The sequence below is a fragment of the Aurantimonas sp. 22II-16-19i genome (genome assembly GCF_002088275.1).
In the GTDB taxonomy this organism is placed as follows: domain Bacteria; phylum Pseudomonadota; class Alphaproteobacteria; order Rhizobiales; family Rhizobiaceae; genus Jiella.
Genome location: NZ_AQQS01000017.1, coordinates 85,600 through 112,534 on the forward strand (window position 1 = coordinate 85,600; position 26,935 = coordinate 112,534).

The window sequence follows — 26,935 nt, forward strand, 5'->3', positions numbered from 1 at the left end:
GGTTGCGGCGCTGGCCGCCACTCAGGCCGCCTCGATCGTGCTTCGACCCCTCGCGGCTTCGTGGGGCGATTCGGCCGCGAGGGCGAAGATGGGCGCCGAAGGCGACGTCGCGCCTACTTCAGGATCTCGCCGCAGCGCGACAGGCTGAGAAACGCGCCTTCGGTGTCGCGCTTCACGCTGAGGGCGGTGATGACGCCTTCGGGATCGGCCGTGATCGACAGTTCGCAGACGATCGTGCGCGTCGCGGGTTTCGGCGCCGCCGAGGGGCCCGCCGCGGCGCCGAGGAGCGAGCCGACCAGCTTGGTCGTGTCGACATTGACACTGGCGCTGGTGGTTCGGCTTCGGGTTTCCGTCACCTTGGTGCCGTCGGCGCGGACCCAGGAATTGGACGTGGTGCGGGACGTCGTGTCGCCGAAGAGCGGTGCCGGAGTGGGCTGGCCCGCCGGCGTGGTGCCGAAGGGAGACGGAGGGAAGGCCGGCGGGCGCGGCGCGGTGTTGACCGCCAGGGTCTGTTCGCCGCCGCGCCAGGAATAGATCGCGCCGCCATCCTGGCGGGGGGAGGTCGAGTAGGGCGCGCCATAGCGCGAGAAGAAGTCGTCCGCCGGGCGTCCGACCCAGGTGGCGTTGACGGTACTCACCGCCTCCGCGCTCGTCTGGCAGCCTGCCGCCGCGAGAAGCAGGGGCAGCACGATGGGCCAGTATCTGCGAATCATGTCGATCAACTCTTGTGTGGATTGATTTCTGCGGCAGGCCGGCGACCGGCGGCGTGCCGTGGAGCAGCGCGCTCGGCCGGCGTTCCGGATGACCGCCCGGGTCTCGCGCGCCGCCTCCCGCCAGACCCCGTCGCGGCAGGCGCAAGATTAGATGATCCGTCGCCGCGGGGGATATTCACGGCGTCTCGCGCCAGGCTATCATTCTTGGCGTCCTGTCTCATTCCGCGCGGACAGGCGCGTGCGCCGCCGTCGCAGGGGGGCGGCGGGTGGATCGCGGCCTCTGCGATTCGGCATCGAAGCGTGGCGGCGAGACGGCGGAACGGGCGACGACGGGATGAAGAGGACCAGCCGGGAATGAGCAAGGCCGTTGCGAGCCGACTGCTGCGGTCGACGGACCGGGGCATCTGGAGCGAACGCGTCGGTGTCATGTTCGAAGCGCAGTTCGGCGACGAGGCACCGTTCGACATCAGCGTCGAGAGCACGCATCTCGGCCGCGTCATCGTCAGCGACATGCGGACCAGCCCGTTCTTCTTCGCCCGGCGCAAGAAGAAGCTGCGCACCGACATGCTCGACCATTTCATGCTGCGGGTGGATGCGACAGCGTCGGAGACGGTGCTCAACGTCGTGGATTTCGGCCAGGAGCTCGCCGACTTCGCGCCGATCGCGCCGCACAACGTCTCCATCATCCTGCCGCGCGACGTCATGACCGATGCGGTGCCCGACGCCGAGACGCTGCACGGGCGGGTCGTGCCCGACGCCGGGACGGAGCTTCTGAAGGATTTCATCCGGCTTCTCAGCCAGCACGCCCCGACCCTGCGGCAGGACCAGGCCGACGGGACCGCCACCGCGCTGGTCGACCTGATCGGCGCGACCCTGTCCCGGCGGCCCCTGGCGCTCGACCGGGGCCGGGCCGCCGTGGCGAGAGCGGTGACCCTGCGGGCGCAGCAGTTCATCCGCCGGAACCTGCATGATCCGCGTCTCGGACCCGACCTCATCGTCGCGCGGATCGGCGTCTCCCGCTCGACGCTCTACCGGCTCTTCGAACCCTTCGGCGGGGTTGCCGCCTATATCCTCGAGCGGCGTCTGGAGCAGGCCTACCGGGCGCTCGGCGACAGCCGCGACCTGCGGCTCATCGGCACCATCGCCCATGGCCTCGGCTTTGCCAGCGAGTCGCAGTTCTCCCGCAGCTTCCGCCAGCGCTTCGGCCGCACGCCGAGCGAGGTCCGCCGGCTTGCCCGCGACGGCGCGGACGCCGGCGAGCGCGGGGAGTCGCCGTTGAACGAGCGCCCGTTCGCGGCCTGGCTGCAGGGGCTGTAGGCCGGGACGGACGGAGAGACCGCGCACCGGCCGCGACGCCAGAGCGGAATGGAACGTGCGGCACAATCCGGCCGGTTCTCGGTGGGACGCCCCGACTAACTCCGGCGGGCCAGCAACGGCTACGATCGTCGCTCCGTATGGGAGGGCGACGATGCTTCACGGACGCTTCCACGATTATCAGGTGCTGCGGTCGGGCAGGCCTTCGACGGCCGTCCTCGTCCCTGCCATCGTCATGGCGATCTGCGTGGCCGCCTCGCCCTTCGCCGGCGCGCTTCCCGAAGATCGCCGGGCCGCACTGGCCGTCGATCCCGAAGAACTCCCTGGGCGCGCACCCGCTCATGGCGAGGGCGCCGCTCTGCCCATTCCGGTTTTTGGCGAAGACACGCGGGGATCGAGGGCGAGGCCGGACCCGTCGGTCATCGACCGCATCCTGACGGCGGGGGGAGCCATGCTCGGCGCCGTGCCGGCGACGGCTGTCGCCAATATCGGCCTGCGCCTCTGCGCCTCTGCGCCTCTGCGCCTCTGCGACCCAAGCCCGACCGGCGTCGCCGCATCGCTCGGCGTATCGCCTCGAGCCGGTGGTCGTCCGTCCCATCCTGCCAAGGGATCGTGAAGTCGCAGGCGGCGAACCCCCGTCACCGCCGGCGCGGCGAATCTGCTATGGAGAGCGTTCCCGTGACCTGCCATGCGACTGCCGATGACTGCCGAAGCTCTCGAAATTCTCAAGACCGTCTATGGCTATGACGCGTTCCGCGGCCCGCAGGCGCGGATCGTCGAGCATGTGATCGCCGGCCGCAACGCCTTCGTCCTGATGCCGACGGGGGGCGGCAAGTCGCTGTGCTACCAGATCCCGGCCATCGCCCGGCCCGGCATGGGGCTGATCGTCTCGCCGCTCCTGGCGCTGATGGCCGACCAGGTGGCGGCGCTGCGCCAGGCGGGGGTGCGGGCGGCGGCGCTGAACTCCGACCTTCCGCCGGAAGAGCGGCGCGATCTGTGGAGCGCCATCGAGACGGGCGAGCTCGACCTTCTCTATGTCGCGCCGGAGACGCTTCTGCGTGGCGGCGTGCTGGAGCGGCTGTCCCGGGCGCGGCTGTCGCTGATCGCCATCGACGAGGCGCACTGCCTGTCCCAATGGGGCCACGACTTCCGCCCGTCCTACCGCCAGCTCGACGTTCTGGCGGAGCAGTTTCCTAACACGCCCCGCATGGCGCTGACGGCGACGGCGGACGAGCCGACGCGGGCCGAGATCCTGGCGCATCTGCAGATCGCGGACGAGGACGCCTTCATCGCCGGCTTCGACCGGCCGAACATCCGCTATGCCATCGAGGAGAAGGACAATCCGCGGGCGCAGCTGAAGGATTTCCTGAGGCGCCACGAGGGCGAGAGCGGCATCGTCTACTGCCTGTCGAAGCGCAAGACGGAGGAGACTGCCGCCTGGCTGCGCACCGAGGGCTACGACGCGCTGACCTATCACGCCGGCATGGACAAGGCCGACCGCGAGGCCAACCAGCAGCGCTTCCAGCATGGCGAGGCGGTGGTCATGGTCGCGACCATCGCCTTCGGCATGGGCATCGACAAGCCGGACGTGCGCTTCGTCGCCCATCTCGACCTGCCGGGCAGCATGGAGGCCTACTATCAGGAGACCGGCCGGGCCGGGCGCGACGGGCTGCCCTCCGACACGCTGATGCTCTACGGCCACGAGGACATCGCGCTGCGCACCCGCTTCATCGAGGAGTCCGATGCGCCGGAGCAGCGCAAGCGGACCGAGCGCGGCAAGCTCGACGCGCTTCTCGGCCTCGCCGAGACGGCCGGCTGCCGGCGGCAGGTGCTCCTGTCCTATTTCGGCGACCATTGCGAGCCCTGCGGCAACTGCGACACCTGCGCCGAGCCGCCGAAGCTGTTCGACGGCACGATCGCGGCCCAGAAGGCGCTGTCCTGCATCTACCGCACCGGCGAGCGCTTCGGGCAGGCCTATGTCGTCGACGTCCTGCTCGGGGTCGAGAACGAGCGCATCGCCCAGTTCGGCCACGACAAGATCTCCACCTTCGGCATCGGCAAGGAGCATGACAGCCGGATGTGGCGGGGGATCCTGCGCCAGCTGATCGCGCTGCGCCTCGTCGCCGTCGATCTCGCCGGCCATGGCGGCCTGTCGATCGCCGAGGCCGGCCGGGACTTCCTGCGCGAGAAGCCGGTGCTGATGCTGCGCGTGCCGCCGGCGCCGCGCGCCCGGCGCGGCAAGGCCGCGTCGGGCCCGGGGCCCGCCGCCGTCGTTCCCGAGGCAGACCGGGACCTCTTCCAGCTGTTGCGCCAGAAGCGGATGGAGATCGCCCGCCTGCAGAACGTGCCGCCCTATGTGATCTTCCACGACAAGACGCTGATCGAGCTCGCGGCGGCGCGGCCGACATCGAGGGCCGAGATGGCCAATGTGCCGGGTGTCGGCGCCGCCAAGCTCGACCGCTACGGGCCGGCCTTCCTGCTGGTGATCGCCGAGCACGCCTGACGCCGGGCAGGTCGGCGTCCGGCGACCGATCAGACGTTCTTCACGCGCGGCACCATGAGGAGGGAGGCGAGCGACAGGCCGCCGAAGGCGGCGAGCGTCATGCCAAGGCCCAACCCGCCGCTCATCAGGCCGGCGAGCGGCGGCGCGACGACGTTGCCGGTGGCGTAGAGCATCAGGACGGCGGTGAAGCTGGCGGAGGCGATGTCCGGGAACAGGCGCTCGCTCCAGAAGGAATAGACGGCGCTGAGCGCCATCACGCAGAGGCCCTGCAGGGCGGCCGAGGCGACGACGCCGCTCCAGCTGCCGGGCAGGAAGGCCAGCAGCAGCAGGGAGGCGGCCGAGGCGGTGAACAGACCCGAGAGCAAAGCGCGAAGGCCGATCCTCTCCTCGACGTCGCCGGTCAGGAGGCCGAGGCAGCCGGCAAGGCCGAAGGCGACGAAGAGGACGGGCCCGATCATTTCGGCGGGAAGACCCGAGAGGCCGCCCGCCTGTGAGATGTGGTCGATCCAGTAGGAGAGATAGGTGCCGTTGCTGGCGCCGAAGGAGAGCGCGAAGCCATAGAGGGGCAGGGCCTCGCGGCACCGGAGCCGGCGCATGACGCCGCCGATGTCGAGGCGGCCGCCCCGCTCGAACCCGTCCTTGCGCGAAAGAAGGAACATGGGGGCGAGGACGACGGCAAGGCCCGTGGCGGCGAACGCGCCCCAGGCGATGCGCCAGGACTGGCCGAAATAGGCCAGGCCCGAGGCCAGGAGCCCGGCGCCGATGATGCCGAAGGCGGTGCCAGTGCTGACGATCGACAGGACGCGCTTCTGGCGGTCTTCGGCGACGGCCTGTTCGGCCATCGTGTTGAACGGCGTCCAGGCAAAGCCGGCGCTGGCCGCGGCCAGAGCGACGCCGATGCTCATCAGGACGACATCGGGTGCCACCGCGGTGAGGGCGCAGCCGAGCACCGCGAAGAGGCCGCCGACGAGAACCGGCAGCCGCGGCCCAAGGCGCGGCGTCAGCCAGCCGGTGGCGAAGAGGCCGCAGAAGAAGGCGGCGAAGGCACTGCCGGCGATGGCTCCGGCAGCGCCCGTGCCGATGCCGAAGGCCTCTCGCAGCTGGGGAAGGAACATCCCATAGGCCATCCGCCCGGGACCGAAGGTGACGGCGGTCGCGACGAAGCCCGTTGCGGCGATCCGTGTCTGGAGCTTCATGATCGGGCCTCCGATCCTCGCGGCAGCCGTGCCGCCGACGGACGTGGAATCTTTCGGGGGACAAGGGCGGGGAGCCGGGTCTCCGCCGGAGCGGTCACGGCCCGCTTTCGCGATCGTCGACTGCGCCCGGGCGGCCAACTGCGCGGGGCGACCGGCAACGGGTGACCGGCGGGCCGGCAAAAGGCCGGGCTCGCGAGGAGCCCGGCCTTCCGTTCGACATTCGGCGGGTCGGATTTCTCCTCAGCCGGCCGAGTCGGTGGTGCGGTTCGCCGCGTTACCGACGACGCCTTCCATCGGCTCGCGCGCATCGAGGGTCGACCGGTCATAGGGAAGATCGTAGTTCGCAAGGCCCGGCGACCAGCCATAATCGTAGCCGTAGAAGGGATAGGCGAAGAGGCCGTTGTTGCCCCCGTAGCTGCGGTCCGGCCGCACGACGACGGCGGAGATCGACCCGTTGTCGACGAGGATGTCGTCGACATAGCCGTAGTTGTTCCAGCGGCTGTCGTCCTGATAGCGGGCATAGTCGTCGATGAGCTCGGCGGCGCGCCAGACGCGCGGGCCGGTGTCGACGTCGGAGAACCAGCCGCCTTCGAGCTCGGTGACCTGGCTCGCAGCGGTATCCGCCCCGAGGGTCTCGGTCTCGAACAGCGAGAACTCGTCGATCGTATCCTCGGTGACCGGCACGATCACGCCGTTGCCGGAGAATTCGAGATCGCTCCAGGGGATGCTGACGTGGGTGTCGCCGATGTCCCAGACGCCGCCCACTTCGGCGACGATCGAGACGGCCTTGCCCTCGGCATCGAACATGACGTTCTCGACGTCGCCGATGTCCTCGCCATTGGCGTCGATGACGTCCTCGTCGATCAGCGCCTCGATGCTCTGGACGTTGGCGCCGGTGACGTCGGGATGCCAGTCGGGCAGGGAGACGACCTCACGGTTCCGGCTCGAGGCCATGGGCGAGTTCGAAGCATTCCCGCTGGTGGTCTGGGCGGCATCGGGCTGCGTCGCATTCGTCTGAATCTGGTCGTTCGTGTCCTGCGCCATGACCGGCGAGGCGGCAAATCCCATGGCGGTGACGAGAGTGATGGCGGTTGCGGTGCGCATCGTCAGTTCCTCCGTGTTGCGTGGCATTGTTTTGCGGGGCGCCGCCGGCGCCGGCGGGTCGGGGCGGTCGCCGGACGGCACTCGCGAGGTCAACGGACGCATCCGGGGAGAGTTTCATGGCGAGTCGTTGTGCGGCGAAACGTCAAGCGGGGTGACGGCTCGCTGCCTCACCGTTCAGGAGCGCCGCCGCCGGCGCCCGTTGGACGCTCCCCGGCAGGTCGGGCCAAGGCATTGGCGGGCGGCGAGATGCGGAGGGCTGTCCGCCCGAAGCAGGGCGCCAGCTCGCCGCCACCGTCATCGCCGCGCGGAGCCCGGCTGCCGACGGCGGCGACGACGTCCGGCGCCGCCAGGGGCTCAGGGCGTGTCGCGCGCCATGTCGACGGTGTCGCCGGCGGGCGCCTTGCGGGCCTCGCGCAGGGTATCGGCGATGAGTTCGCCATAGCCGAGGTTGCGCTCGCGGGCGAGTTCGAACGCCTTGCGGAAGCTGGTGGCGATCCCGTCGGGGACGCTGCAGCTCCTGGCCTTCTCCAGCCATTCCAGCTGTGGCGTCACCATGTCGGTGTCGCGGGACCAGTCCCAGGCATAGACGGAAAAGGCGATCCGCGTGCCGGCGCAGGTGGCCGGGACCGTGAAGCGCCGGAAGCCGGCGCCGGCGAAGTCCTTGCGGAACGTCTCGTATTCGCGGTGGGAGCGCGGCAGCGTCCGGGCCTGGCGCACCACCTTGACGATCAGCGAGGCGGACAGGAATTGCAGCGGCGGCCAGCCGTTCTCGGTGGCGATGTCCGCCTCGGACGCGATGTCGTAGGCGCGATAGGCGAGATCGAGCGCATCGCGGAAATGGCGTCGGTCGAGGTGCATCTCGGCGAGGGCGAGGAGGGCGTCGGCGCGGCCGGTGCGCGCCGCGGCGTCGAAGCTCTCCATCATCTCCTCGCCCGAGCGCGGCGCGACCTGGCCGTCCCTGATCGCGACGGCGAGCTTCAGGGCGGCATCGGTGTCGCCGGCCGCGGCCGCCGCGCGCCAGTGGTCGGCGGCCCGGGCAAAGTGGGTAGTCTTGCCGAAGACGTTGCCGGTGAGGATGCGGGCGGCGTTGCCATGGGCGGCGAGGTGCCCGTTGGCGGCGGCGCGCTCGTACCAGATGAGCGCCGCGGTGACGTCGGGCGGCACGCCGAGGCCCCTCTCATACATGCCGGCCAGAGCGTTCTCGGCGGCCGGCAGCTCGTGCTCGGCGGCCTTGCGGAACAGCGTCACGGCCTCGGCATAGTCCCGGGGCACGCCTTTGCCGGCGGCATGGAGGCTGCCGAGACTGAATTGCGCCAGCGCGAAGCCGAGATCGGCGGACCTGCGGTAGGCGGCGGCGACGTCGCCCGGCCGCGTGCCGGAGGCTTCGAGGGCCCGGCCGAACTGGAACTGCAGCCGCGCGTCGTCCGGGCGCGCCGCGACGGCGGCCTCGCAGGCGGGAATCGCCCGGGCGGTATCGATCGCCGCGAAGGCGACGCCGCGGATGCCGCGGCGGCGGTCGGCGTCGCTGGCGGCGAGACGATCGCAATCGGCGACGGCCTGCCGGGCGCGGGCCACCCGGGCGGCGCCCTCGACCTCCGGCGGTGCGGCGAGGAGAGCCTGGGGCGCCGCAACGGTCCCCAGCCCTTCGAGCAGGCTCTGGGCGAAGGGCGCGTAGGGGCACGCTCCGTAGAAGCCGAGATGCGCCTCCAGCGCGGCGCGCGTCCCGAGCTTCTGGGCGACGGCGAAATGGGCGGATGCGCCGGTGCAGGGAAGCGCGGGCGGCTCGGGCCGGGTTGCCGTCGCTGGCGGAGCGACGGGCGCTGCGGGAGCGACCGGAACTTCCTGGGGTGGCGGGGCTGGCAGGACTGGCGGGGCCAGCAAGGTCGGTGCCGGCTGCACGGTGGCCACGACCGCTTCGGCGCGGCCGGCGAGATAGACGTCGTTGGCGAACCCGCCGTCGTAATAGGCGGGGCTCTGGCGGCCGCCGGAGAGATCCAGCACCCGGCCCTTCACCGCATAGGTGAGGTCGATCAGGCTCTGCTCCGGCTTCACCAGTTCGCCGAGCAGCACCCGCGTGAACAGCGAATTGGGATCGTCGTCGCCGGTGCCGAGGGTCTCGATGGCGACCTGGCCGGTGCCGGCCGAAAACATCTTGAAGATGCCCGGCGTCTCTCTGGAAGAGGCAAGGCCGCGCGACCGGCCGATCGAGCGCGCCGTCGGGGGGAACGGGTTGTTCCGGCAGGCGTCGAGAATCAGGATGCCGGTCCGGGCGCCGGCCTCGAGCAGATCCTGCTCGATGCGGGTTTCCGGAATCGCCGCCTCGGCGATGCGGCTTTCGGTCGAGGGGCGGATGTCGGTGGGCAGCAGATAGTTGGTGCCCTCGATGGCGACGCCGTGGCCGGCATAGAAGACCAGCGCGATGTCGCCGGGCCGCACCGCCTCGCGCAGCCGGCGGATCATCTGCAGCATCTCGCGGCGGGCGAGGTTGTGGCCGCGCAGGACCTCAAAGCCGATGCTCTCCAGCGCGTTGCCGACCGCAGCGGCGTCGGTGCCCGCCCGCTCGAGCTGGTTGTCCGCCCGCAGATGCAGATAGGCATCGTTGCCGATGACGAGGGCGATCCGGTTTGCCGCAAAGGAAGACGAAGAGCTGAGGACGGTGAAGACCAGTGCGACGAGCGCCAGAACGAGCTTCATTGCAGACGGCATCCGTGGCTGGGAAGCAACGCAGCCGGAACCATGGATGAAAAGCCGCAGTCTGTCACCTTCGATGAAGGGGAGAATCACCGCCCGCCATCGAACATCACGTGATCTGCCGGCGGCGAGGCGCCGCGGTCGGCGCTTCGACCGGCCGCTTCGGGCGAACTACTTGACCGTGACGGAGGTCGCCTGCAGCGTCAGCGGACCGATGGTGGTCGGGATCTTGGCATAGACCGGGACGTAGACATCCGGCCGGGCGATCGGCGCGAACCACAGTTCGATGGTCTGGCCCTGCAGGAACTTCAGGCCCTTGGAATTGCGGTCGTAGCCGCTGACCGGGGCGATCCGGACCCGGCAGACCTGCGCGTCGCCCCTGTAGCCGGTGAGCGACACGCGGTTGCTGCCGCCCGGCGACAGGCGCAGGTCGAGACGCGACCAGCCGTCATAGAGGGGGAGGGTGCGCCGGCAGACGCTGGCGGCATCGCCGGTGCGGATCATCAGGCCGGACAGCGGATCGACGACGGAGGCGAGCTGCGAGCGCTGGACCGGCACATAGGAGGGCTTCTCGTTGCGCGAGCGCTTCGGGCTGACGTCGGAGGCCGCCACCCGGCCGGAGCGGAAGCGCACGTCGCTCTTCCAGCGCTTGCCGTCGGAGGTGTAGTCGAGGCCGTAGCGCGTCGCCGCGAAGCCGCGGGGGGTGACGCTGCCGGAGACCTCGCTGGTGCCGCCGGTGCGCGAGACCAGCGAGCCGAGGCCGGCCGAGGACATCCGGCCCTTCACGGAGAAGGAGCGCTCGTCGATGACCGTGTCGAAGGACGCCTTGCCGATGATCAGGCCGATCAGCGCCATGCCGTATTCGGTGGTCACGGTCTGGCGGGGGGCGGCGCCCGCCTGCTGGAGGGACAGGGTCAGGCCGCAGAGAGCGGCGAGGGTGGTCGCGAATCGCGCAAGGCGCATGGGGAAGGCCGCATCCGTTGAGAGGTCGGAACGTCTGCCGGAACACTTCCGGCAGATGATGGTTGCGGCGAGTCTATAGCGATGCCGGCGGCCTTGGCGAGGTGGACCGGGCCACAGTCGCGTGTTCATCCGGAAGCTTCGCGAAAACTTGACGCTTCCAGCGATCACGACTATGAAGCGCGGGATTTTCCCGATCATGCCCATCAAGCGATGATCGCGCCGTTCATACGGCGGCGCGCTCTCGAATGGTTTGGCGATATCCTGAAAGGTGATCCGATGTCACGCGCTTGCGAACTGACCGGCAAGGCCGTCCTGACCGGCAACAACGTGTCCCACGCGAACAACAAGACGCGTCGGCGCTTCCTGCCCAACCTGTGCAACGTCACGCTGATCTCCGACGCGCTCGGCCAGCGTTTCCGGCTGCGCGTTTCGGCCCATGCGCTGCGCACGGTCGAGCACCGCGGCGGCCTCGACGCCTTCCTGATGAAGGCGAGCGAGACGGATCTGTCCCAGCGGGCCCGCCTGCTGAAGCGCCAGATCGCCAAGAAGGTCGGCGACACCACCACCACCGTCGCCGCCTGATCGGCCGCAAGGCCGCGACACGACGCGTCTGCGGGGCGCGGGACCAGATCGGTCCCGTCGCCCCTCCGTGTCGTGGCGACGCTGCAGGAGCCATAAGCCGATGCTCGAAGGTCGCCGCCGGCGCATTCGCCCCCTGCCGATCCCGGGCCGCCTGCGCTCCGGCGCCGTCGTCTTGCTGACCCTGCTGGTCGCGGGCTGCGCGGGACCGCGCGACTTCGTGCGGCCCGGCGTCAGCTGGGCGGAGACCCAGGAAATCGCCGGCGCCTGCTGGGACGTCGCCCAGGACCAGGTCCGCAGCGGACGCAGCTCCGACGGCGCGATTTCCGGGGGCGCGGTCGCCAATCTCGGCGCGGGCGCGATTCGCGGCGTCGCGAGGTCCAAGGCGAAGAATCGCCTCGCCATCGCCTGCATGCGCGAGCGGGGCTTCGTCGGCACCACCGTCTCCTCGCAGGAGCGCGAGATCCTCCGCGGCCCCGACAGCCCGGAACGCCAGGCGCTCGTCGAGGCGATTCATGCACGTGGCGACAGCGACGACTAGCTGATCTGCCGCTGGTTCCATTACCCAGGATAAAAAAATGTCGTTCTCGAAGATCTACGCCCTGCCAATCGCCGCGATGGCGGCCATCGTGCTCGCCTCCAACGTCGCGGTGCAGTATCCGGTGTTCGCCGAAGTCGGGGGGCTGCAGCTCGCCGACCTTCTGACCTACGGCTCGTTCACCTATCCCTTCGCATTCCTCGTCACCGACCTCACCAACCGCCGGCACGGGCCGAAGGTGGCGCGTCGCGTGGTGTTCGCCGGCTTTGCCGCAGCGGTGCTCTGCTCGCTGCTGGTGCCGCCGCTGCTCCACGACATGGGGCTCTTGGGATTTGCGACCACGGCCGACCGGCTGTTCCGCATCGCCGTCGCCTCGGGCGGCGCCTTCCTTCTGGCGCAACTCCTCGACGTCGCGGTGTTCACCCGGATGCGCCAGGACAGCTGGTGGCGGGCGCCGGCCTTCTCGTCGCTGAGCGGCTCGGTGCTGGACACGCTGACCTTCTTCACCATCGCCTTCGCGCCGCTTTTCGTCTTCATCGGCGCCAGCGACGATTTCGCCCTCGAGAGCGCGCCGCTGCTCGGGATGTTCTCGCAGGAGGCGCCGCGCTGGGTGTCCTGGGCGATCGGCGACTTCACGGTGAAGCTGGCGGTCTCCGCCATCGCGCTGATTCCCTACCGGGTGATCATGCAGCGCTTCATGCCCTACCGGCCGCACGCGGCCTGAGGGCGGGCATCAGACCAAGCGCATTGCGCCTGGAACGTCAGAGCAGGATGAGATCGGCTTCGATCGGCATCCCGCTCCATCCTCCGGGTGCCGCTCGTCCGGTTCTTCGTCGGCGGCTCGTGCTGGCGGCATCGGCGCCGGATAAAGGTTGCGACGATCGAAGCTTCGTCATTCCGGGCTTGACCCGGGATCCATTCCTCTGCCCTGGAACCAGCCAATCACTCCAGAAGATTCAACGACTTCGGATTGCTCTGTCGCTGCGGTGTCGATGATTTGGAATGGATCCCGGGTCAAGCCCGGGATGACGAAGCTTCGTGTGCTTTGACCGGTTCTGCGACGTCGAACCGGAGAACAGGCGGCCGCTCGTTCGTGTCCGACAGGAGACGTGTGCATCTTGCAGGGCCTGACCCGGGCTCCAGTCCAGATCGCCGATGCCGCCTTGTGTCGCGGCCCTTGGGTGCCTCTGCCATCGGCTGCCTCCTTTGGCACGACAGGACGCCGGATCGCCTTCACACAGCAGCCGAACAAAAAAAGGCGGCGCTGGCGCCACCTTTTCCACGTCGTGTCTTCGGCCAATCAGCCTCAGCTCAGCGCTCGACCTCGATGAGGATCTCGTTGCGCTTCAGGAAGCCCGGCGTCCAGGGCGGGTTGTAGAAGGCATATTCCGGATCGCCGTGCTGCTTGAGATTGTTGTCGGCCAGATAATTGTACAGCGTCATCAGGTGCTTGGAGGCAAGCGTTGCGGTGAAGTTGCCGGAGAAGCGGATGGCGGCGACGCGGCGCGCCGAGACTTCCTTCAGGCGCACGTCGGGACCGGCCGGCTCGGGGAGGCTGGCGAGGGTGAACTTCTTCGGCATGACGAAGCGGACCGCCCAGCCCTTTGAGCGGCCTTCGCCCTCGGCGAGCTGCTGCAGCACCGGGGTGGTCATCTTGATCTTCTTGCCGGGGCGGTTCTTGGCGAAGATGTAGTCGGCGAGCGTCATGAAGCCCAGCCGCCGCGCCTTCTCGTGATAGCCGCTCTTGACCGTCTCGGCGACGATCATGGCGTCATAGTCGCGGATCTCGATCGGCCCGTCGGAGCGGACGGTGTCGTAGTCCGGCTCCTCGGAATGTTCGTTGACCTTCTTGGTGATGTAGTAGGCGGCACCCACGGCGACGACCGCGCCGCCGACGACCAGAAGCGCCGTCAGCTCGCGGTTGCGGTCGGCGGCCTTCGGCTGGTAGCGCGCCGGCAGATGGCTGCGCAGCGAGGCCAGCGCCGGGGCGGACCAGCCGGCGACCTGCCGCCGGGCGCTGCCGAAATAGTCCTCGGCGCCATGGGCGAGGTCGCCGCCGGCGTCCTGCAGCGCGCGAACCTGGCGGCGCGCCCGCCTGCCGGCGTCGTCCGGCCAGTAGTCGGACAGATGCGGGAGGTAGCGGGAGAGACCCGTCGGCTCCGGAGTGACGCCGGGAATCACCCGGCCGATCGCCCGGCGGGCGCGTTCGCTGGCGGAGGGCGTCGGGTCGAGCCGCTCGGCGAGCTGCCCTTCCAGTTCCCCGATCCGCTCGCCCAGCGTGGCAAGGGCGTTGGCGACCTGATCATAGGTGCTCGGTCTGTCCCGAAACATATGCGAAACTCCTGACGTGTCCGGCTTGTTCGATGCTGGTTCTGCGATGGCGCCCGATAAGGGACGGCGCGTCGGCGTGATACGCCGACCCTTTGGCGACAACGTCACCGCGGCGCATTGGTTGCGCTGCGAGACCGAAGAACCAGCGGCTCCGCCCATCCTGCCCCACCGCGGTGAAAACGTATCCGTGATCGGGAAAATAGCGCCAGCAAGAAATTTGTCGATTCAGCGTTGCCCAAGTGCAACCATGTTTGGGGAGTAGCGTTATGGGCATATCGGGTTTTTCGACCTGATACTCCAGCCAAACTTCGGGCGGCCACTGGCCGCCCTTTTTTTGTTCTGCCCCAGGAATTGCCGCGCTGTGGCCGCCGCGAGCGCTGTCGCAGACCGGCGGTGACGGTTGCCGCCACGCGGCGACCTCGACGCTTCGCCTTCGGCGTCCGCCCCTGGGGCAGCGTCCGGCGGGCTGGGCACAGGTTCGCCCGCGGCATGCCATCGCCGCCCGGCGCTCGTTCCGCAGGGCCTACTGGCCCGCCTGCCCAAGCTGCGAAGTGCAAGAGCTTCCGAGAGCGCGCGCAACGCTCGGCCGGCAGCGCGACAGCGGTGGCTGCAAGAGTTCATTCTACACCGTGAATGTTGCGTAGCGAAACCATTCAGGGGCCGTTCAGCTCCAAAACCATAACTTTGACTTATCGTCTTCACCGCCTCCGGGCACATCGAAAGGCACTTCCATGCGCAAGTTCATCCTCGCTTCCGCTCTCGCTCTCGCGGCGACTTTCGGGGCCGGCGCTTCGGCCGAGGCGGCGAGCGTCAAGATCGTCATCGGCGATCATCAGGCGCCGCGTCATCACGCCGCCCCCCGCCGGCACCACGACGATCGCCGGCCGGTGGTGGTCGAGAGGATCCGCCCGCATCAGCGGGACTGCGTCGTCAAGAAGACGGTGAAGTACCGCCACGGCGAGCGCATCGTCCGCAAGGTGCGCGTCTGCCGCTGACGGGCGATCGGACGGGGCCACGATGCAAGGGCGGTGCCGCTGACGCGGCATCGCCTTTTTTCGCTCGCCGCGATTCTCGCCGGAGGGCTCCGGCCATTCGTCGGCGCGATTGCCAGCGGCCCGAAATTCGCTAGCTTGGCGGCGGGCATCGAGGAGGACGCCGGGTTCGGGCATTGGCCAGAATCGGCGCTCGGGAGGAAAAGCAGATGAAAATTCGTTCGAAGGTCGCGGGTCTCGCCGCCATGGGAGCGCTCGCCGCGACGCCGGCACTGGCCGTCGAGGTGTCGAAATCCGTCGAGGTCGCCGCCAAGCCCGACGCCGTCTGGAAGATGATCGGCAGCTTCTGCGACATTCAGACCTGGCATCCGGCCGCCACGAAGTGCGAGCTGAAGGAAGAGGGCGGCAAGAGCGTCCGCACCATCACCCTGCCCGACGGGGCGGCGCTGGTCGAAGAGCAGACCGCCCGCGACGACGACCAGATGAGCTACAGCTACACGATCCTCGACGGGCCGCTGCCGGTGGCGAACTACCAGTCGACGATCAGCGTCTCCGGCTCGGGCGACGGGTCGACGATCTCGTGGTCCGGCACGTTCGAGGCCAAGGGCGCCAGCGACGAGGCGGCGTCCGGGGTGATCGGCGGGATCTACGACGCCGGGCTCGCCTCGCTCAAGGAAAAGGCCGGCGCCATGTAGGACGGGCGACAAGCCGCGCCACGCCGTCTCGCCTCAGGGGCAGGGCGCCGCGTCCATCGCGGTGCCGAGGCCGCGGTCGAGGCGGTGCGGCGCGACGCGGTGGAGGTCCTCGTCGAGGCTCGCCCGCAGACAGGCGATGGTGCCCGTCCCGACGTCCACCCAGGCGCCGGCGAGATGTCCGGTGAAGACCGCGCCGGTATCGAGCGACAGGCGGTTTTCCGTGACCGTCGGCACGCCGGACTTCTGCGGCGTGTGGCCGTGCAGGACGAGGTGGCTGAGGCGCCCGACATGGTTCATGAACGGCGCGCGGATCCAGACGCAGTCGTGCGGGTCCTGGCGGTCGAGGGGACGGTCCGGGTCGACGCCGGCGTGGACGAAGGCGAAGCCGCCGGCAAATTCGATCGGCGAGGCCTCGGCGAGCATTCTCAGATGGCCCGGCCAGCGCGCGTTGATCGCGCGGCGGATTTCGGCGGGCGGCGTGTCGGCGAGCCGGAAGCCGTAGGAGGCGAGGGTCTCCGCGCCGCCCTGGTCGAGCCAGTGGAAGATCTCCTCCAGCGACAGGGCGTTCTCGAGGAACCGCAGGAGCCATTCGTCGTGATTGCCGAGGAGCAGCTTCGAGCCCGGCCGCTCCGACAGCACCCGTTCGGCGATTTCCATGGCGCCGCAGCTGTCCTCGCCGCGATCGACGAGATCGCCGAGGATGTAGATGGCCGGCTGGACGCCGCGCTCTTCGGCGAGCCGGTCGACGCCGTCGAGGAAGCGCCGGAACAGGCCGCTCTCGCCGTGGACGTCGCCGATCGCCACGATGGCGTTCGGGTGCGATTGGCTGGACACTGTCTTCTGCCTCTCGTGCCTCTGGCTTCGGATCGATCTCGAATGCGGCCGCAGCGACCGCATCCCCAGCGTGCGAGACAGGCCGCGCTCAATAGGCCCAGGTGCGGGCCTTCGAGATGAGGAAGTCGCGGAACACCTTCAGCTTGGCGGCGCTTCGCATCTGCTCGGTGTAGCAGAGATAGGTGTCGAAGGTCGGCATTTCCATTTCCGGAAGCACCTGGACGAGCTTGGAGCGCTTGTCGATCATGTAGTCGGGCAACAAGGCGAGGCCGGTCCCGCTCTCGATCGCCGAGCGGATCGCCATCAGATTGTTGATCTGCAGGATCGGGCTGCGGAACTTGCCCTCCGGCAGTCCGACGGTCTCCAGCGTGTTGAGATTGCGCAGGTAGTTGGGCGCCGGCTCGCCGAAGGTGATGATGCGGTGATGGTCGAGGTCCTCCACCGTCTCGGGCGTGCCGAAGCGGGTGAGATAGCTCGGCGCCGCATAGACGTGGAGATGCACGGTGAACAGCCGGCGCTGGATGAGGTCGGGCTGCTGCGGCTGGCGCAGGCGGATCGCCGCGTCCGCCTTGCGCATGGTGAGGTCGATCTCCTCGTTGTCGAAGACCAGCTGCAGCTCGAGGTCGGGATAGAGTTCGAGGAACTCCCGGGCCCGCTCGGTCAGCCAGCCGGAGCCGAGGCCGACGGTGGTCGTCACCCGCAGCTTGCCGGTCGGCTTCTCCTTGGTCTCGGTGAGCTGCATGCGCACCGTCTCGAGCCGCTTCAGGACGTCGTTCGCCGTCTGGAACAGGAGTTCGCCCTGCTCGGACAGGACGAGGCCCCGCGCGTGCCGGTGAAACAGCGGCACGCCGATCTCGTTCTCGAGGGCCGCCACCTGGCGGCTGATCGCCGACTGGCTGAGATTGAGGGCGTCGGCCGCGTGGGTGAACGAGCCTGCCTCGGCTGCTGCGTGGAAGATCCGCAGCTTGTCCCAGTCGAGGGCCATGTCGGGTGGTCCTTCAAGCGATCCGGCAGGAGCGCCGGAAGGGGAATGTCCGGGCGGAACGCCCCTATTCGGCGGCTGCTGCGCGCGGTTCGTTCAACGCCTGCTCGGCGAGGAACTTCTCCGCTTCCAGCGCCGCCATGCAGCCCATGCCGGCGGCGGTGACGGCCTGGCGGTAGACGTCGTCGGCGACGTCGCCGGCGGCAAATACCCCTTCGAGCGACGTGCGCGTCGTGCCGGGCTCGACCCAGAGATAGCCCGACGGCTTCTGCTTCAGCTGGCCGACGAACAGCTCGACCGCCGGCGCATGGCCGATGGCGACGAAGACGCCGTCGACGGTCTTTTCGGTGACCTCGCCGGTCTTCATGTTCTTCAGCCGGATGCCGTTCACCGACTTCAGCGGCTTCTCGACGCCGACGATCTCCTCGACCGCCGTGTCCCACAGGACCTCGACATTCTCGGACTTGAACAGCCGTTCCTGTAGGATGCGCTCGGCGCGCAGCTCGTCGCGGCGATGGACCAGCGTCACCTTTTTGGCGATGTGCGACAGGTAGAGCGCCTCCTCGACCGCGGTGTTGCCGCCGCCGACGACGACGACCTCGCGGCCGCGATAGAAGAAGCCGTCGCAGGTGGCGCAGGCCGAGACGCCGAAGCCCTGGAACAGGTCCTCGCTTGGCAGCCCCAGCCACTTGGCCTGGGCGCCCGTGGCGATGACCAGCGCGTCGCAGGTGTAGACCGTGCCGCTGTCGCCGGTAAGGCGGAAGGGGCGCTGGCCGAGCTCGGCGGAGACGATGATGTCGTTGGCGATCTCGGCGCCGACATTCAGCGCCTGCGCCTTCATCTGCTCCATCATCCAGGGACCCTGGACCGGCTCGGCAAAGCCGGGATAATTCTCGACATCCGTCGTGATCGTCAGCTGGCCACCTTCCTGGAGGCCCGCGACGATCAGCGGCTTCATCATGGCGCGCGCGGCGTAGATCGCGGCGGTGTAGCCCGCGGGCCCGGAGCCGAGAATGATGATATTGGCGTGACGGTTAGACATGGCAGCCTCGCAAGCAATGCGTCTGGCAAATGGCATCGGGGATTGCCTCGTTCAATAGACGAGGGGATGCCGTGCTGCAACATGCCGGCCAAAGGGCGAAGGAAGGCGGCTTTCGGACGCGCTGGCGAATTGCCGTAGCCGGCGCAAGGCACTAGAACCGCGGGTCGGCGGACACATCATCGTCCCCATCAGCCCGGAGAACCCGACATTTTCAGGACGATCGCCCATGTGACGTCGATCTTCGGCCTCGGGCTCGCATTCGCCATGCTCCTGCCGGCACTGACCGACTTCGCCGACGAGAACGACGATTTCCGGGTCTTCGTCGGCACCGGCTTCCTCGTCGGGATGATCTGCGCCCTGGTGGCGGTGGCGACGCGCGGCGAGCGGCCGCAATTCACCCAGAAGCTCGGCTTCCTGCTGGTCACCACCGTCTGGATCGCCGCCTGCGTGATCGGCGCCTTGCCTTTGTATTTCTCGTCGGTGAACGTGACCTTCGCCGGCGCCTTCTTCGAATCGATGTCAGGGCTGACGACGACCGGATCCACGGTGATCTCCGGCCTCGATTCGCTGCCGCGGGGCATCCTGCTCTGGCGCTCGCTGCTGCAGTGGCTGGGCGGCATCGGAATCATCGGCATGGTGCTCCTGATCCTGCCGTCGCTGCAGGCCGGCGGTCTCGCGCTGTTCCACATGGAAAGCTCCGACAAGTCGGACAAGGTGCTGCCGCGGGTGAACCAGCTGACCGGCGGGCTGATCGCCGCCTATGTCGTGCTGACGCTGCTCTGCGCCATCGCCTACACCTCGCTCGGCATGTCGTTCTTCGACGCGACCAACCACGCGATGACCACCATGGCGACGGGCGGCTACTCGACCCACGACGCCTCGATGGGCTTCTTCGACGACAACCGCATCCTGATCACCTCGACCATCTTCATGATCCTCGCGGCGCTGCCCTTCGTCGTCTATGTGCGGGCCTTCCTGCCGCGGCGCTTCCAGCTGTGGCGCGACCCGCAGATCCTGGTGTTCCTGGTGATCTGCCTGGTGCTCAGCTTCGCCATCGCGGTGACGCGCCGGATCATCAACGACACGCCCTTCGGCGAGGCGCTGGTCTCCTCCACCTTCAACCTCGTCTCGGTGATCACCACGACGGGCTATGCGTCGGAGGACTATACGCTGTGGTCGAACGCGGCGATCGGCATCTTCTTCCTCGCCTCGTTCCTCGGCGGCTGCGCCGGCTCGACCGCCGGCGGCATCAAGGCGAACCGCCTGGTCGTCCTGTTCCTCGTGGTGCGGGCGAGCTTCCGCAAGCTGGTGCGGCCGCATGCGATCGTCCGGCTGAAATACGGCAATGACGACATCAGCGCCCAGACCATCCAGACCGTGACGATCTTCTTCTTCCTGTTCTTCGGGACGCTGCTGATGGGCACGGTGCTGTTGACGGCCTTCGGTCTCGACCTGATCACCGCCTTTTCCGGCACGCTGACGGCGCTGTCCAACGTCGGTCCGGGCTTCGGCCAGATCATCGGGCCGGCCGGCAACTTCTCGACCATCCCCGACCCGGCGCTGTGGGTGCTGTCGGCGGCGATGCTGCTCGGCCGGCTGGAACTGGTGACGGTGCTGATCCTGTTCTTCCCGTCGGTCTGGGCGGACTGAGCCGCGTCGATGGGCAGGGCGACGCCGGAGATCTGGTTCATCAACCTTCAACGGGCGCGCGAGCGGCGCGCCCTGATGGAGGTGCAGGCCGCAAGCCACGGGATCGCGCTGAACCGGTTTGCCGCCGTCGAGGCGGCTGGCATCGACGCGGCGGCGTTCCGGCGCCTGTCGAGGCAATGGGAGCGGCCGATGACGCGGCCGGAGCTCGCCGCCTTCCTGTCCCACCGGGCGCTCTGGGAGAAGGCGGCGGAGCGACCGGAGGGGCTGATCGTCCTCGAGGACGACACGGTGTTCTCGGCGCATTTCGCGGAGGCGGCGGGAAAGGCCGCGGCGGGTGGTGCCGAACTGGTCAATCTGGAGAGTTTCGGCCGGCGGAAGTTCTTTCGCAGGGGCCGGATCCAGACGATGGGCCGGTTCCGGCTCGCCGAACTCCTGCGCGACAAGGCCGGTGCGGGCGCCTACTGGCTGTCCCCCCGGGGCGCGCGGCTTCTGCTCGACCGGGCGGAGAGCCATGCGGCGCCGGCCGACGCCTTTATCTTCGGGGTCTGTCGGCCGAAGAGCGCGCAGCTGGAGCCGGCGGTGACCATGCAGGTGCATCTGCTCGCCGCCCGCGGCTTCGACGTCGGTCTGACCACCGAGACGTCGATCCAGCTGCCGCGCCAGCACCTGCCGCTGGCGCCGGGCAACCTTGGCTACATCGCCCGCCGGCTGGGGACGCAGATGCGGCTGGGTCTGGTGCAGATGCGGCGGCTGGCGGACGCGGAATTCCGGCCGGCCCTCGTCGACGAGGAAGCGTTTCGCGCGGTGCTGCCGATCTCCCGCAAAGCGCTCGACGCCCGGCTGGCGGCCTATGCGGCCGAGGACCAGAGCGTCTCGTAGACGGCGGCGAGCTCGCCCGCCTCCCGTTGCAGCGGAAAGTGTTCGCGCACATGGGCGAGCCCGGCCTCGGCGGCCCGCTCCCGCAGGCCTGCGTCGCCGAAATAGGGTGCGATGGCGGCCGCCAGCGCCGTGGCGCTGCCCGGCGGGACGACGCGGCCGGTGACCCCCTCGACGATCTGCTCGGCGAAGGCCCCGGCATCGCTGGCGACGACGGGCGTCCGGCTCGCCATGGCTTCGAGCGGCGTCAGGCCGAAGCCTTCGTTGCGCGGCGGCGCCACATAGAGATCGAAGCGGCGGAACCAGGCGGCGATGTCGTGGACCTCGCCGACGAGGAGGATGCGGTCCTCGAGTCCGGCCTCTGCGATCTGCCGGTGCAGCGTTTCCGCGAAGGCCCGGTTCTCGGCGGTGACGCGCCCGGTGACGACGGCCGTCCAGTCCGGATGGTCGGGAAGAAGGGCGATCATCGCCGCGACGAAGAGGTCGGTGCCCTTCTGGTGGCGGATGCGGCCGGAGCAGCCGACGATGCTGCGTCCGTCGAGAGACGCCGCGAGTTCGCCAGCCGGCATCGGCCCGTCCGGGGAGAAGCGGTCGAGATCGATGCCGTGCATGACGACCCGTGCGGGGACCGTCAGATAGGCGCGGCTGCGTTCGCTGGTGGCGACGACGGCGTCCATCCGGCCGATGAGGAAGCGCGTCCAGCCGGTGTGGTGGCGCTGGGCGGCGGAGGTGAAGAGCAGCTTCAGCGGCATGCGCAGGAGATCGCGCAGGACGACGCCGGCCAGCATCTCGGTGTTGCGCCGCGCGTGCCAGATGCGGAACGGCCGGCCCTTCGGCCGGCGCCAGAGCTTCGGCAGATCGCGCCAGGACAATTTCGGCAGGGTGTCCGGCAGGCCCGGGCCGAGGGTCGCGATGGGTAGCGAGCGGGCCTGGAGCGGGACGAGCTGGATGATCGTCGAGGTGACGCCGGACAGGCGGCGCTTGAAGTTCGGCGCGACGACGGTGATTTCGGACGGACGGGGCAATGGGGTCGGGTCAGGCGAGGTGATCCGAGATCAACGTCCGTATGACGTCCTCTCGCGACAGCTCCCGCCGTCTCGCCTCGCGATCGACGGCTTCGATCAGGCGCGGCGGCAGTTGCACGGCGACCGTTGTCGCGGGCTGATTGATCCGGCGTCCCCTGGACCAGTCGACGATGCCGTCGAGCGAGCCACCGTCGTCGAAAATCCTGTCGATTTCATGCGCCTTCATAGATCCGGACCTCGTTGCCTCGTGCCCGTCGCACGGAGATGAGTCGGATGGCACCGCCTCTTCGCGTGAAGATGGCCGCCCAGTGTTTTCCGCCGAGTTTTCCGACGGCAACATATCGTGCTTCGCTTTGCGACGGCGCATCGAATTCCAGAAGCCTCGGGTCATCGAAGAGAGCCTTGGCTTCCTCGAAATCGATTCCATGCTTGCGCTTGTTGGACGTGCTCTTCTCTGGATCGTATTCGAAACCCATCGAGAGCACGCCCGAATGACGGCGTCGCCGCCTACTGCCAGCTGACCTCGAGGATCTCGTAGGACCTTGCGCCGCCGGGGGCGGCGACCTCGACGGTGTCGCCTTCGGTCTTGCCGATCAGCGCGCGGGCGATGGGCGAGGAGATCGAGATCTTGCCCTCCTTCACGTCGGCTTCCTGGTCGCCGACGATCTGGTAGCGCCGCTCTTCCTCGGTGTCCTCGTCGACGAGCTTGACGGTGGCGCCGAACTTGATCCGGTCGCCGGACATCTTCGACAGGTCGATCACCTCGGCGCGGGCCGTCAGGTCTTCCAGCTCCGAGATGCGGCCCTCGTTGAGGCTCTGGGCTTCCTTGGCCGCGTGATATTCGGCGTTCTCGGAGAGGTCGCCGTGAGCGCGCGCCTCGGAGATCGCCGCGATGATCCTCGGGCGCTCTTCCTGCTGGCGACGGCGCAGCTCTTCCCGCAGCGCCTCGAAACCGCGACTCGTCATCGGGACCTTTTCCATGGCCTCCACCTTTCCGGACCTCGCGTGATACGCGAGGTCGACCTCTCAAGGACTTCGCGCAACTGGCGAAGTCGGTCTACACACACTGTGCCGAGAACCCTGCCGCGACACAATAAGAAACCGGCCCAGAACGGCGTTTCCGCTCCGGACCAGCAGCACCATCAGACTGGCTGGACGTGGCGTCGGCGCCCGCTTTACGGGCGCCGACGCAGTCAGGCGCCCGTAAAGTACGACTGGAGCGTCCGAACTTCAAGATTGCCGTTCTTCAACGCCGCAATCGCCTCGGCCGCCGCCACCATGCCCGCCAGCGTGGTGTAGTAGGGCACCTTGTGGATCAGCGCGGCGCGGCGCAGCGAGCGCGAATCGGACAGCGCCTTGGCGCCCTCCGTGGTGTTGAGCACGAGCTGGACCTGGCGGTTGCGGATCGCGTCCTCGATGTGCGGACGGCCTTCCAGCACCTTGTTGATCTTCGTCGCCGGGATGTCGTTGGCGACGAGGAAGCGCTGGGTGCCGCCGGTCGCCAGCACCTGGAAGCCGAGCTCGGCGAGGCGCCGCACCGCCGGCAGGCAGCGCTGCTTGTCGGAATCCTTCACCGAGACGAACACCGTGCCGTCGCGGGGCAGGTCGACGCCGGCGCCGAGCTGGGCCTTGGCGAAGGCCACGGCATAGTCGGTATCGAGGCCCATCACCTCGCCGGTGGACCGCATCTCCGGGCCGAGCAGCGTGTCGACGCCGGGGAAGCGGGCGAAGGGGAAGACCGCTTCCTTCACCGCGATGTGGCGGATGTTGTGGGTGTCCGGCTTGCCGCCATAGTGGGAGAAGGCCGATGTCAGGCTCTCGCCGGCCATGATCCGCGCCGCGACCTTGGCGATCGGGCAGCCGATCGTCTTGGCGACGAAGGGCACCGTGCGCGAGGCGCGCGGATTGACCTCCAGCACGTAGATCTCGCCGTCCTTGATGGCGAACTGGACGTTCATCAGGCCGCCGACATGGAGCGAGCGGGCCAGCGCTTCCGTCTGGCGGGCGAGCTCGTCCGTCGTCTCCTTCGACAGGGAGTGGACCGGGAGCGAGCAGGCCGAATCGCCGGAATGGATGCCGGCCTCCTCGATGTGCTCCATGATGCCGGCGACGAAGCTCTCGCTGCCGTCGGAGAGGCAGTCGACATCCACTTCGATCGCATCGGTCAGGTAGCTGTCGAAGAGCAGCGGGTTCTTGCCGAGCAGCGTGTTGATCTGGCCGGTCTTGTCGTTCGGATAGCGCTGCTTGATGTCCTCCGGAACGAGACCCGGCACGGTGTCGAGGAGGTAGCTCTGCAGCATCTGTTCCGAATGGATGATCTGCATCGCCCGGCCGCCGAGGACGTAGGACGGGCGCACCACCAGCGGGAAGCCGATCTCGGAGGCGACGAGCCGCGCCTGCTCGACCGAAAAGGCGATGCCGTTGTTCGGCTGCTTCAGGTCGAGCCGGGTGAGGAGCTTCTGGAAGCGGTCCCGGTCCTCGGCGAGGTCGATCATGTCCGGCGCCGTTCCGAGGATCGGGATGCCGTTCTTCTCGAGCGCCTCGGCGAGCTTCAGCGGCGTCTGGCCGCCATACTGGACGATGACGCCGACGAGTTCGCCGCGCTCCTGCTCGACCTTCATGATCTCGATCACGTCCTCGGCGGTCAGCGGCTCGAAATAGAGCCGGTCGGAGGTGTCGTAGTCGGTCGAGACGGTCTCGGGGTTGCAGTTGATCATGATCGCCTCGAAGCCCGCGTCCTTGAGGGCGAAGGCGGCGTGGCAGCAGCAATAGTCGAACTCGATGCCCTGGCCGATGCGGTTCGGGCCGCCGCCGAGGATGACGACCTTCTTGCGGTCTGAGACCTCGGCCTCGGAGCGGAGCGCGCCGGCAAAGGGCCGCTCGTAGGTCGAATACATGTAGGGGGTCGGCGAGGCGAATTCGGCGGCGCAGGTGTCGATGCGCTTGAACACCGGCCTGACGCCCAGCCGGTTGCGCAGCTCGGCGATCTCCTTCGGCCGCTTCTTCGTCAGGGACGCGAGGCGCGCATCGGAAAAGCCCATGGATTTCAGAAGCCGCAGATTGGCGGCATCCTCGGGCAGGCCGATCTCCGTGATCTTCTTCTCGGTGTCGACGATGGCCTTCAACTGGGCGAGGAACCAGCGATCGATCTTGCAGGCGGCATGCACGTCCTCGATGGTGAGGCCGAGCCGCATCGCCTGGACCACCATGCGCAGCCGGTCCGGCGTCGGCGTGCCGATGGCGGCGCGGATGGCGTTCTTGTCGTCGCCCTGGCCGAGACCCGGGATCTCGATCTCGTCGAGGCCGGTCAGCCCGGTCTCGAGGCCGCGCAGCGCCTTCTGCAGCGATTCGGCGAAGGTGCGGCCGATCGCCATGACCTCGCCGACGGACTTCATCGCCGTGGTCAGGATCGGCTCGGCGCCGGGGAACTTCTCGAAGGCGAAGCGCGGGATCTTGGTGACGACGTAGTCGATCGACGGCTCGAAGGAGGCCGGCGTCGCACCGCCGGTGATGTCGTTCTGGATCTCGTCCAGCGTGTAGCCCACGGCGAGCTTGGCCGCGACCTTGGCGATCGGGAAGCCCGTGGCCTTGGAGGCCAGCGCGGAGGAACGCGACACCCGCGGGTTCATCTCGATGACCACGAGGCGGCCGGTCTCGGGATTGACGGCGAACTGGACGTTGGAGCCGCCGGTCTCGACGCCGATCTCGCGCAAGACCGCAATCGAGGCGTTGCGCATCACCTGGTATTCCTTGTCGGTGAGCGTCAGGGCCGGGGCGACGGTGATCGAATCGCCGGTATGCACGCCCATCGGATCGACGTTCTCGATGGAGCAGACGATGATGCAGTTGTCCGCCTTGTCGCGGACGACCTCCATCTCGTACTCCTTCCAGCCGAGCACCGATTCCTCGACCAGCACCTCGGTGGTCGGCGAGGCGTCGAGGCCGGTCTCGACGATCTCGAAGAATTCCGAGCGGTTGTAGGCGATGCCGCCGCCGGTGCCGCCGAGGGTGAAGGACGGGCGGATGATCGCCGGCAGGCCGATCTCCTCCAGCGCCTGCGCCGCCGTCGCCAGCGCCCGGCCCATGTAGCGCTGCTTGCGCTCGGCCTCGCCGTGCTGCCACTCGACTTCCAGCGCCGCGAGCGCGGCGTCGCGCGCCTGCGGATCGGCGATGTCGCGGACGAGCGCCGCCTTCTTCTCGTCATGGACGGCGCGGTCGGCGGCCTTCGCCTCGCTGGCATTGGCGAGGCGCGACTTCGGCGTCTCGAGGCCGATGCGGGCCATCGCCTCGCGGAACAGCGAGCGGTCCTCGGCCATGTCGATGGCGTCGGCATCGGCGCCGATCATCTCGACATTGTACTTTTCGAGGACCCCCATGCGGCGCAGCGACAGCGCCGTGTTCAGCGCCGTCTGGCCGCCCATGGTCGGCAGGATCGCGTCCGGCCGCTCCTTGGCGATGATCTTGGCGACGACCTCCGGGGTGATCGGCTCGATATAGGTGGCGTCGGCGAGATCGGGATCGGTCATGATCGTCGCCGGGTTCGAGTTCACCAGGATGATCCGGTAGCCTTCCTCGCGCAGGGCCTTGCAGGCCTGAGTGCCCGAATAGTCGAATTCGCAGGCCTGGCCGATGATGATCGGGCCGGCGCCGACGATGAGGATCGATTTCAGGTCGGTGCGTTTGGGCATGGTGCGGCTCGTCCGATTTGTCTTTTTCGCGCGCGCGACAATCCCGGCCGCGCGGAGCGGCCAGGTCGGCGTCGAATGATGAGGCTGAGGCCGGCTTATAGGGAAGGCCGGCGCCGGGCGAAAGGGGCGGCGGGACGATTCCGGTGGAGCCTTGCCTGCCGAGGGTGCCGGCCGGGACTGTGAAGCGGCGCCCGCCGAGAACTCCACCCGGGCGGGCCG

Annotated in this window: 24 protein-coding genes; 10 read left to right on the top strand and 14 right to left on the bottom strand. The window is 68.6% G+C overall.

Annotated features, from left to right (window positions below):
• Positions 1 to 113 precede the first annotated feature (113 nt).
• The gene (locus ATO4_RS14740; RefSeq protein ID WP_139802460.1) at positions 114 to 713 is read right to left on the bottom strand and encodes a hypothetical protein; all 600 of its coding nucleotides are present in this window, start codon (positions 711 to 713) and stop codon (positions 114 to 116) included.
• 354 nt (positions 714 to 1,067) lie between these two features.
• Between ATO4_RS14740 and ATO4_RS14745 the strand changes: the two genes are divergently transcribed.
• The 3 genes from ATO4_RS14745 (at position 1,068) to recQ (ending at position 4,530) form a co-directional block, all read left to right on the top strand.
• Positions 1,068 to 2,030 (top strand): helix-turn-helix domain-containing protein, encoded by a 963-nt coding sequence (locus ATO4_RS14745; RefSeq protein ID WP_083592292.1) that lies wholly within the window; start codon positions 1,068 to 1,070, stop codon positions 2,028 to 2,030.
• 151 nt (positions 2,031 to 2,181) lie between these two features.
• On the top strand, positions 2,182 to 2,643 hold the full coding sequence (locus tag ATO4_RS14750) for a hypothetical protein (RefSeq protein WP_083592293.1): 462 nt from the start codon (positions 2,182 to 2,184) through the stop codon (positions 2,641 to 2,643).
• A gap of 84 nt (positions 2,644 to 2,727) precedes the next feature.
• Positions 2,728 to 4,530 (top strand): DNA helicase RecQ, encoded by a 1,803-nt coding sequence (gene recQ / locus ATO4_RS14755; protein WP_083592319.1) that lies wholly within the window; start codon positions 2,728 to 2,730, stop codon positions 4,528 to 4,530.
• A gap of 29 nt (positions 4,531 to 4,559) precedes the next feature.
• Here recQ and ATO4_RS14760 read toward each other — a convergent pair whose 3' ends face one another.
• The 4 genes from ATO4_RS14760 to ATO4_RS14775 form a co-directional block, all read right to left on the bottom strand.
• A complete protein-coding gene (locus tag ATO4_RS14760) occupies positions 4,560 to 5,726 on the bottom strand; it encodes an MFS transporter (RefSeq protein WP_083592294.1) in 1,167 nt (388 codons plus the stop codon).
• A gap of 240 nt (positions 5,727 to 5,966) precedes the next feature.
• Positions 5,967 to 6,830, bottom strand: a complete 864-nt coding sequence (locus ATO4_RS14765) for a PRC-barrel domain-containing protein (RefSeq protein ID WP_176223000.1) — start codon at positions 6,828 to 6,830, stop codon at positions 5,967 to 5,969.
• A gap of 354 nt (positions 6,831 to 7,184) precedes the next feature.
• On the bottom strand, positions 7,185 to 9,524 hold the full coding sequence (locus tag ATO4_RS14770) for a DUF2610 domain-containing protein (protein WP_176223001.1): 2,340 nt from the start codon (positions 9,522 to 9,524) through the stop codon (positions 7,185 to 7,187).
• Between the two features lie 168 nt (positions 9,525 to 9,692).
• Positions 9,693 to 10,484, bottom strand: coding sequence for a DUF3108 domain-containing protein (locus tag ATO4_RS14775; RefSeq protein ID WP_083592297.1), 792 nt, complete (start codon positions 10,482 to 10,484; stop codon positions 9,693 to 9,695).
• A gap of 276 nt (positions 10,485 to 10,760) precedes the next feature.
• On the opposite strand from ATO4_RS14775, the gene rpmB reads away from it, so the two are divergent.
• The 3 genes from rpmB (at position 10,761) to ATO4_RS14790 (ending at position 12,325) form a co-directional block, all read left to right on the top strand.
• Positions 10,761 to 11,066, top strand: a complete 306-nt coding sequence (rpmB, locus tag ATO4_RS14780) for a 50S ribosomal protein L28 (protein ID WP_083592320.1) — start codon at positions 10,761 to 10,763, stop codon at positions 11,064 to 11,066.
• A 100-nt stretch (positions 11,067 to 11,166) separates the two neighbouring features.
• On the top strand, positions 11,167 to 11,604 hold the full coding sequence (locus ATO4_RS14785) for a hypothetical protein (protein ID WP_083592298.1): 438 nt from the start codon (positions 11,167 to 11,169) through the stop codon (positions 11,602 to 11,604).
• 37 nt (positions 11,605 to 11,641) lie between these two features.
• On the top strand, positions 11,642 to 12,325 hold the full coding sequence (locus ATO4_RS14790) for a queuosine precursor transporter (RefSeq protein WP_083592299.1): 684 nt from the start codon (positions 11,642 to 11,644) through the stop codon (positions 12,323 to 12,325).
• Between the two features lie 587 nt (positions 12,326 to 12,912).
• Here the strand turns inward: ATO4_RS14790 and ATO4_RS14795 are convergent.
• Positions 12,913 to 13,932, bottom strand: a complete 1,020-nt coding sequence (locus ATO4_RS14795; RefSeq protein WP_083592300.1) for a heme-binding protein — start codon at positions 13,930 to 13,932, stop codon at positions 12,913 to 12,915.
• A 731-nt stretch (positions 13,933 to 14,663) separates the two neighbouring features.
• Between ATO4_RS14795 and ATO4_RS14800 the strand changes: the two genes are divergently transcribed.
• Together ATO4_RS14800 and ATO4_RS14805 are read left to right on the top strand one after the other, a co-directional pair.
• On the top strand, positions 14,664 to 14,927 hold the full coding sequence (locus ATO4_RS14800; protein ID WP_083592301.1) for a hypothetical protein: 264 nt from the start codon (positions 14,664 to 14,666) through the stop codon (positions 14,925 to 14,927).
• A 206-nt stretch (positions 14,928 to 15,133) separates the two neighbouring features.
• The gene (locus tag ATO4_RS14805; protein WP_083592302.1) at positions 15,134 to 15,619 is read left to right on the top strand and encodes an SRPBCC family protein; all 486 of its coding nucleotides are present in this window, start codon (positions 15,134 to 15,136) and stop codon (positions 15,617 to 15,619) included.
• A gap of 33 nt (positions 15,620 to 15,652) precedes the next feature.
• Here ATO4_RS14805 and ATO4_RS14810 read toward each other — a convergent pair whose 3' ends face one another.
• The 3 genes from ATO4_RS14810 to trxB form a co-directional block, all read right to left on the bottom strand.
• On the bottom strand, positions 15,653 to 16,453 hold the full coding sequence (locus ATO4_RS14810; RefSeq protein ID WP_176223002.1) for a metallophosphoesterase: 801 nt from the start codon (positions 16,451 to 16,453) through the stop codon (positions 15,653 to 15,655).
• Between the two features lie 88 nt (positions 16,454 to 16,541).
• The gene (locus ATO4_RS14815; RefSeq protein ID WP_083592304.1) at positions 16,542 to 17,438 is read right to left on the bottom strand and encodes a LysR family transcriptional regulator; all 897 of its coding nucleotides are present in this window, start codon (positions 17,436 to 17,438) and stop codon (positions 16,542 to 16,544) included.
• Positions 17,439 to 17,502: 64 nt separating this feature from the next.
• Positions 17,503 to 18,477, bottom strand: coding sequence for a thioredoxin-disulfide reductase (trxB, locus tag ATO4_RS14820; protein WP_083592305.1), 975 nt, complete (start codon positions 18,475 to 18,477; stop codon positions 17,503 to 17,505).
• Between the two features lie 264 nt (positions 18,478 to 18,741).
• Between trxB and ATO4_RS14825 the strand changes: the two genes are divergently transcribed.
• Both ATO4_RS14825 and ATO4_RS14830 read left to right on the top strand, forming a co-directional pair.
• Positions 18,742 to 20,127 (top strand): TrkH family potassium uptake protein, encoded by a 1,386-nt coding sequence (locus ATO4_RS14825; RefSeq protein ID WP_083592321.1) that lies wholly within the window; start codon positions 18,742 to 18,744, stop codon positions 20,125 to 20,127.
• A gap of 9 nt (positions 20,128 to 20,136) precedes the next feature.
• The gene (locus ATO4_RS14830) at positions 20,137 to 21,006 is read left to right on the top strand and encodes a glycosyltransferase family 25 protein (protein WP_083592306.1); all 870 of its coding nucleotides are present in this window, start codon (positions 20,137 to 20,139) and stop codon (positions 21,004 to 21,006) included.
• On the opposite strand, the gene ATO4_RS14835 is transcribed toward ATO4_RS14830, so the two are convergent.
• From ATO4_RS14835 to carB, 5 genes are all read right to left on the bottom strand, one after another.
• Positions 20,976 to 22,028 carry a glycosyltransferase family 4 protein gene (locus tag ATO4_RS14835; protein ID WP_083592307.1) on the bottom strand — a complete coding sequence of 351 codons (1,053 nt, stop codon included), beginning with the start codon at positions 22,026 to 22,028 and terminating at the stop codon, positions 20,976 to 20,978. The genes ATO4_RS14830 and ATO4_RS14835 overlap by 31 nt on opposite strands.
• Positions 22,029 to 22,038: 10 nt before the next feature.
• Positions 22,039 to 22,254 carry a ribbon-helix-helix protein, CopG family gene (locus ATO4_RS14840; protein WP_083592308.1) on the bottom strand — a complete coding sequence of 72 codons (216 nt, stop codon included), beginning with the start codon at positions 22,252 to 22,254 and terminating at the stop codon, positions 22,039 to 22,041.
• Positions 22,241 to 22,504, bottom strand: coding sequence for a BrnT family toxin (locus ATO4_RS14845; RefSeq protein WP_083592309.1), 264 nt, complete (start codon positions 22,502 to 22,504; stop codon positions 22,241 to 22,243). The genes ATO4_RS14840 and ATO4_RS14845 overlap by 14 nt, the downstream gene beginning before the upstream one ends.
• A gap of 31 nt (positions 22,505 to 22,535) precedes the next feature.
• Positions 22,536 to 23,009 carry a transcription elongation factor GreA gene (gene greA, locus ATO4_RS14850; protein ID WP_083592310.1) on the bottom strand — a complete coding sequence of 158 codons (474 nt, stop codon included), beginning with the start codon at positions 23,007 to 23,009 and terminating at the stop codon, positions 22,536 to 22,538.
• Positions 23,010 to 23,221: 212 nt separating this feature from the next.
• Complete coding sequence (gene carB, locus ATO4_RS14855; RefSeq protein ID WP_083592311.1) at positions 23,222 to 26,716, bottom strand: carbamoyl-phosphate synthase large subunit; 3,495 nt, start codon at positions 26,714 to 26,716, stop codon at positions 23,222 to 23,224.
• Between the last annotated feature and the right edge of the window lie 219 nt (positions 26,717 to 26,935).

Bases quoted from the DNA above. Each gene is read 5' to 3' on its own strand.
- ATO4_RS14740 (WP_139802460.1), bottom strand. From the start codon at position 713: ATGATTCGCAGATACTGGCCCATCGTGCTGCCCCTGCTTCTCGCGGCG.
- ATO4_RS14745 (WP_083592292.1), top strand. From the start codon at position 1,068: ATGAGCAAGGCCGTTGCGAGCCGACTGCTGCGGTCGACGGACCGGGGC.
- ATO4_RS14750 (WP_083592293.1), top strand. From the start codon at position 2,182: ATGCTTCACGGACGCTTCCACGATTATCAGGTGCTGCGGTCGGGCAGG.
- recQ (WP_083592319.1), top strand. From the start codon at position 2,728: ATGACTGCCGAAGCTCTCGAAATTCTCAAGACCGTCTATGGCTATGAC.
- ATO4_RS14760 (WP_083592294.1), bottom strand. From the start codon at position 5,726: ATGAAGCTCCAGACACGGATCGCCGCAACGGGCTTCGTCGCGACCGCC.
- ATO4_RS14765 (WP_176223000.1), bottom strand. From the start codon at position 6,830: ATGCGCACCGCAACCGCCATCACTCTCGTCACCGCCATGGGATTTGCC.
- ATO4_RS14770 (WP_176223001.1), bottom strand. From the start codon at position 9,524: ATGAAGCTCGTTCTGGCGCTCGTCGCACTGGTCTTCACCGTCCTCAGC.
- ATO4_RS14775 (WP_083592297.1), bottom strand. From the start codon at position 10,484: ATGCGCCTTGCGCGATTCGCGACCACCCTCGCCGCTCTCTGCGGCCTG.
- rpmB (WP_083592320.1), top strand. From the start codon at position 10,761: ATGTCACGCGCTTGCGAACTGACCGGCAAGGCCGTCCTGACCGGCAAC.
- ATO4_RS14785 (WP_083592298.1), top strand. From the start codon at position 11,167: ATGCTCGAAGGTCGCCGCCGGCGCATTCGCCCCCTGCCGATCCCGGGC.
- ATO4_RS14790 (WP_083592299.1), top strand. From the start codon at position 11,642: ATGTCGTTCTCGAAGATCTACGCCCTGCCAATCGCCGCGATGGCGGCC.
- ATO4_RS14795 (WP_083592300.1), bottom strand. From the start codon at position 13,932: ATGTTTCGGGACAGACCGAGCACCTATGATCAGGTCGCCAACGCCCTT.
- ATO4_RS14800 (WP_083592301.1), top strand. From the start codon at position 14,664: ATGCGCAAGTTCATCCTCGCTTCCGCTCTCGCTCTCGCGGCGACTTTC.
- ATO4_RS14805 (WP_083592302.1), top strand. From the start codon at position 15,134: ATGAAAATTCGTTCGAAGGTCGCGGGTCTCGCCGCCATGGGAGCGCTC.
- ATO4_RS14815 (WP_083592304.1), bottom strand. From the start codon at position 17,438: ATGGCCCTCGACTGGGACAAGCTGCGGATCTTCCACGCAGCAGCCGAG.
- trxB (WP_083592305.1), bottom strand. From the start codon at position 18,477: ATGTCTAACCGTCACGCCAATATCATCATTCTCGGCTCCGGGCCCGCG.
- ATO4_RS14825 (WP_083592321.1), top strand. From the start codon at position 18,742: ATGCTCCTGCCGGCACTGACCGACTTCGCCGACGAGAACGACGATTTC.
- ATO4_RS14830 (WP_083592306.1), top strand. From the start codon at position 20,137: ATGGGCAGGGCGACGCCGGAGATCTGGTTCATCAACCTTCAACGGGCG.
- ATO4_RS14840 (WP_083592308.1), bottom strand. From the start codon at position 22,254: ATGAAGGCGCATGAAATCGACAGGATTTTCGACGACGGTGGCTCGCTC.
- ATO4_RS14845 (WP_083592309.1), bottom strand. From the start codon at position 22,504: ATGGGTTTCGAATACGATCCAGAGAAGAGCACGTCCAACAAGCGCAAG.
- greA (WP_083592310.1), bottom strand. From the start codon at position 23,009: ATGGAAAAGGTCCCGATGACGAGTCGCGGTTTCGAGGCGCTGCGGGAA.
- carB (WP_083592311.1), bottom strand. From the start codon at position 26,716: ATGCCCAAACGCACCGACCTGAAATCGATCCTCATCGTCGGCGCCGGC.